Below are 3,239 nucleotides of genomic sequence, written 5' to 3' on the forward strand. Positions count from 1 at the left end.
AGCCGGTAGCGGTCGGGGGGCACCCCCCCCCCCACCCCCGCCCCCGTGCCGGCGCACACAACACCCGCGCGGGGGGGCGGGGCCCCCGGCGCGCCCCACCTTTACCCACTCCCCCATCGGGGGGGTGGAGCCACCCGCCCCGGCCGGCCCGGGGGGGGGGGGCCCGGCCGGGTGTGCGGGTGGAGCGGGATCAGCTGTTGGTCGGGAAGCCGAGGTTGATGCCGCCGTGCGACGGGTCGAGCCAGCGCTGGGTGACGACCTTGCCGCGGGTGAAGAACTGGACGCCGTCCGGGCCGTACGCGTGGGCGTCGCCGAAGAGCGAGGCCTTCCAGCCACCGAAGGAGTAGTAGGCGACCGGGACGGGGATCGGCACGTTGATGCCGACCATGCCGACCTCCACCTCGTTCTGGAAGCGCCGCGCGGCGCCGCCGTCGTTGGTGAAGATCGCCGTGCCGTTGCCGTACGGGTTGGAGTTGATGAGCTCCAGGCCCTCCTCGTACGAGTCGACGCGGACCACCGAGAGGACGGGACCGAAGATCTCGTCGCTGTACACGGACATGCCGGGCTTCACGCGGTCGAACAGCGTCGGGCCGAGCCAGAAGCCGTCCGCGGTCGGGGCGCCGTTGACGTCCTCGGCGGCGATCGGGTGCTTGCGGCCGTCCACGGCCAGCTCGGCGCCGTCGGCGAGGCCGGACTCGACGTACGAGGTGACCTTGTCACGGTGCTGGCCGGTGACCAGCGGGCCCATCTCGGAGTCGCCGTTGCAGCCCGGTCCGACCTTCAGGCCGGCGATGCGGGACTTGATCTTCTCGACCAGCTCGTCGCCGACCGGGTCCACCGCGACGACGACCGAGATCGCCATGCAGCGCTCGCCGGCCGCGCCGAAGCCGGCGTTGATGGCGGCGTCGGCGGTGAGGTCGAGGTCCGCGTCGGGCAGCACCAGCATGTGGTTCTTGGCACCGCCGAGCGCCTGGACGCGCTTGCCGTAGCGGGTGCCGGTCTCGTAGACGTAGCGGGCGATCGGGGTGGAGCCGACGAAGCTGACCGACTTGATGTCGGGGTGCTCCAGGAGGCGGTCGACCGCGACCTTGTCACCGTGCACGACGTTGAACACGCCGTCCGGCAGGCCGGCCTCCTTCCACAGCTCGGCGAGGAAGTTCGCGGCGGACGGGTCCTTCTCCGACGGCTTCAGCACCACGCTGTTGCCGGTCGCGATGGCGATCGGGAAGAACCACATCGGCACCATGGCCGGGAAGTTGAACGGCGAGATGATGGCGACCGGGCCGAGCGGCTGGCGGATCGAGTAGACGTCGATGCCGGTGGAGGCCTGCTCGGTGAAGCCGCCCTTGGAGAGCTGCGGGATGCCGCAGGCGTACTCCACGACCTCCAGGCCGCGGGCCAGCTCGCCGAGCGCGTCCGAGTGCACCTTGCCGTGCTCGGAGACGATGATCGACGCCAGCTCGTCCTTGCGGGCGTTGAACAGCTCGCGGAAGCGGAAGAGCACCTGGGTGCGCTTGGCCACCGAGGCCTGGCGCCAATCGGCGAAGGCCGAGGCGGCGGCCGCGACGGCCTGGTCGACCTCGGTGATCTCGGCGAAGTCGACCTGGCCCGAGACCTGCCCGGTGGCGGGGTCGTGGATGTCGCCGCGGCGGGGCGCGGCACCCGCGGTGGCGACGGGCGCGCCGTTGATCCAGTGGGTGACGTGCTTGTACGGGCTGGTCTTGGTCAAGGTCGTCTGCCTCCGAAGTGCCCTACGGCGTGTCGGCCGTCGGTACCTTGTGCGGCGCCGTCCGGGTCCGACCGGGCGGCGGGATCGCGGGTCTCCCGCTCTCGCTCTCCAGTCTGCGGAGCCGACCGGCCCACCTCAACGAGCAGCATGACGGGGAACCGAGATTCACCCTTACAGGTCGTCGGACTGCTCCGCTTCGACCGTCTCCAGATAGGGGTCGTGCAGCCCGTCGGCGCTCTCCCGGGTCTCCATGAGGTCGAGCCGCAGGTCCTGCGCCCAGGCCTGCGCCCAGGCGCAGACCGCGGCGGCGTTCGGGTGGAGCAGCCCCGCGGCGGCCTCCAGCCGCTCGGCCAGCACGGTGGTCTGGAAGTCGTCGTCGAGACCCGCGGCGAGGGCCGTGAGCTCGCCCTGGGTGAAGCGGGCGGCCAGCGAGTGGACGGCGGCGAGGTCCGCGGGCAGCGCCCGGTCGCACAGGGCCAGCACGGCGAGGGCGGCGGCGTCCGGCAGGGCCGCGACCGGGACGGGCGTGCCGGCGAGCAGGACGACGGGGTGGCGCAGCGGTTCCTTGTGCAGGTCGATCGGGACGGGCGGTCCGGTGATCTGGAGCCGACGGGGGGTGCCCGGTTCGCTGCGGGCCTCGTGGCCGGCGGCGCGATAGAGCTCGACCAGGCCGGCGGCGATGTCGGCGAGCGGCGGGCCCTCGGCGGCGACCAGGAGGAGTGCGGTGGCGCGGGTGGGGGCGAGCCCGTGGGCGGCGAGCGCGTCGGGGCCGGCGAGGGCCAGGCCGTACCGGAGGCAGAGCGGCTGGGCGGTCTCCAGCAGCCGGGTGCGGTCGTCGGTGAGCGCGCTGGCGGTCATGGGTCCAGTCTCCCGCGCGGGGCGGTGCGGCGGCGGCGCTTTCAGCGGGGGCCGGCGTGGCGGGCGGCGGCGTCGTGGAGGGCGAGTTCCAGGCGGGCGGGGTCGACCAGGGTGCCGGTGCCGTCCGGGGGGACGAGCCAGTGCAGGCCGTGGCGTCGGCCGTCCGGGTACGGGAGGGGGGTCCAGTTGCCCGGTCCGGCGGCGCGGACGCCGGTGGCGGTCCAGTGGGCGGCGGTGCCGGGCGGGACGAGGAAGCCGAGGCGGTCGCCGGCGGGGTCGGCGAGGACGGGGCCGGTGTCGGAGAGCTGCCGCAGGACGGCGAGGGCCGGGCGGCCGAGTGCGCCGGGGACGAGCAGGGCGTCCCAGATCCGGCCGGCGGGCAGCAGGGCCGGGGTGGCGGGGGTGCGTTCCCAGGCGGTGCGGCAGGCGTGCGGGTCGGGTGCGGCGGCGGTGAGCCAGTCGAGGGCGGTGCGCATGCGGTCCTCTCCGGTGTCGGTCGGTCACCTGGGAGAGCGCGGGGCGGCCCGGTTCTTACACGCCTCGCGGAGGAAAGCGGTGCCGGGACGCCGCCGGGGGCGCCCGGCCGGGGCCGGGGGGGCGCCGGGCGGGGGGGGGGTGTGAGGGGAGAGGGCGAGCCCCCGCGGGCGCGGGC

At 74.7% G+C, this 3,239-nt stretch carries 3 protein-coding genes; all 3 read right to left on the bottom strand.

Features of this window, described 5'->3' with window-relative positions; genetic code table 11:
• Positions 1–190 precede the first annotated feature (190 nt).
• Positions 191–1,729 carry a CoA-acylating methylmalonate-semialdehyde dehydrogenase gene (locus ACFV0G_RS37140; protein WP_380557540.1) on the bottom strand — a complete coding sequence of 513 codons (1,539 nt, stop codon included), beginning with the start codon at positions 1,727–1,729 and terminating at the stop codon, positions 191–193.
• Between the two features lie 171 nt (positions 1,730–1,900).
• Positions 1,901–2,587, bottom strand: coding sequence for a hypothetical protein (locus ACFV0G_RS37145; protein ID WP_380557543.1), 687 nt, complete (start codon positions 2,585–2,587; stop codon positions 1,901–1,903).
• A 41-nt stretch (positions 2,588–2,628) separates the two neighbouring features.
• Positions 2,629–3,063: a hypothetical protein gene (locus ACFV0G_RS37150; protein WP_380557546.1), complete on the bottom strand. Its 435-nt coding sequence runs from the start codon at positions 3,061–3,063 to the stop codon at positions 2,629–2,631.
• Between the last annotated feature and the right edge of the window lie 176 nt (positions 3,064–3,239).

The sequence above is a fragment of the Kitasatospora sp. NPDC059571 genome, assembly GCF_042735675.1.
In the GTDB taxonomy this organism is placed as follows: domain Bacteria; phylum Actinomycetota; class Actinomycetes; order Streptomycetales; family Streptomycetaceae; genus Kitasatospora.

What these genes read in the sequence shown, in the direction of transcription:
- ACFV0G_RS37145 (WP_380557543.1), bottom strand. Translation starts at nt 2,587, where the DNA reads ATGACCGCCAGCGCGCTCACCGACGACCGCACCCGGCTGCTGGAGACC.
- ACFV0G_RS37150 (WP_380557546.1), bottom strand. Translation starts at nt 3,063, where the DNA reads ATGCGCACCGCCCTCGACTGGCTCACCGCCGCCGCACCCGACCCGCAC.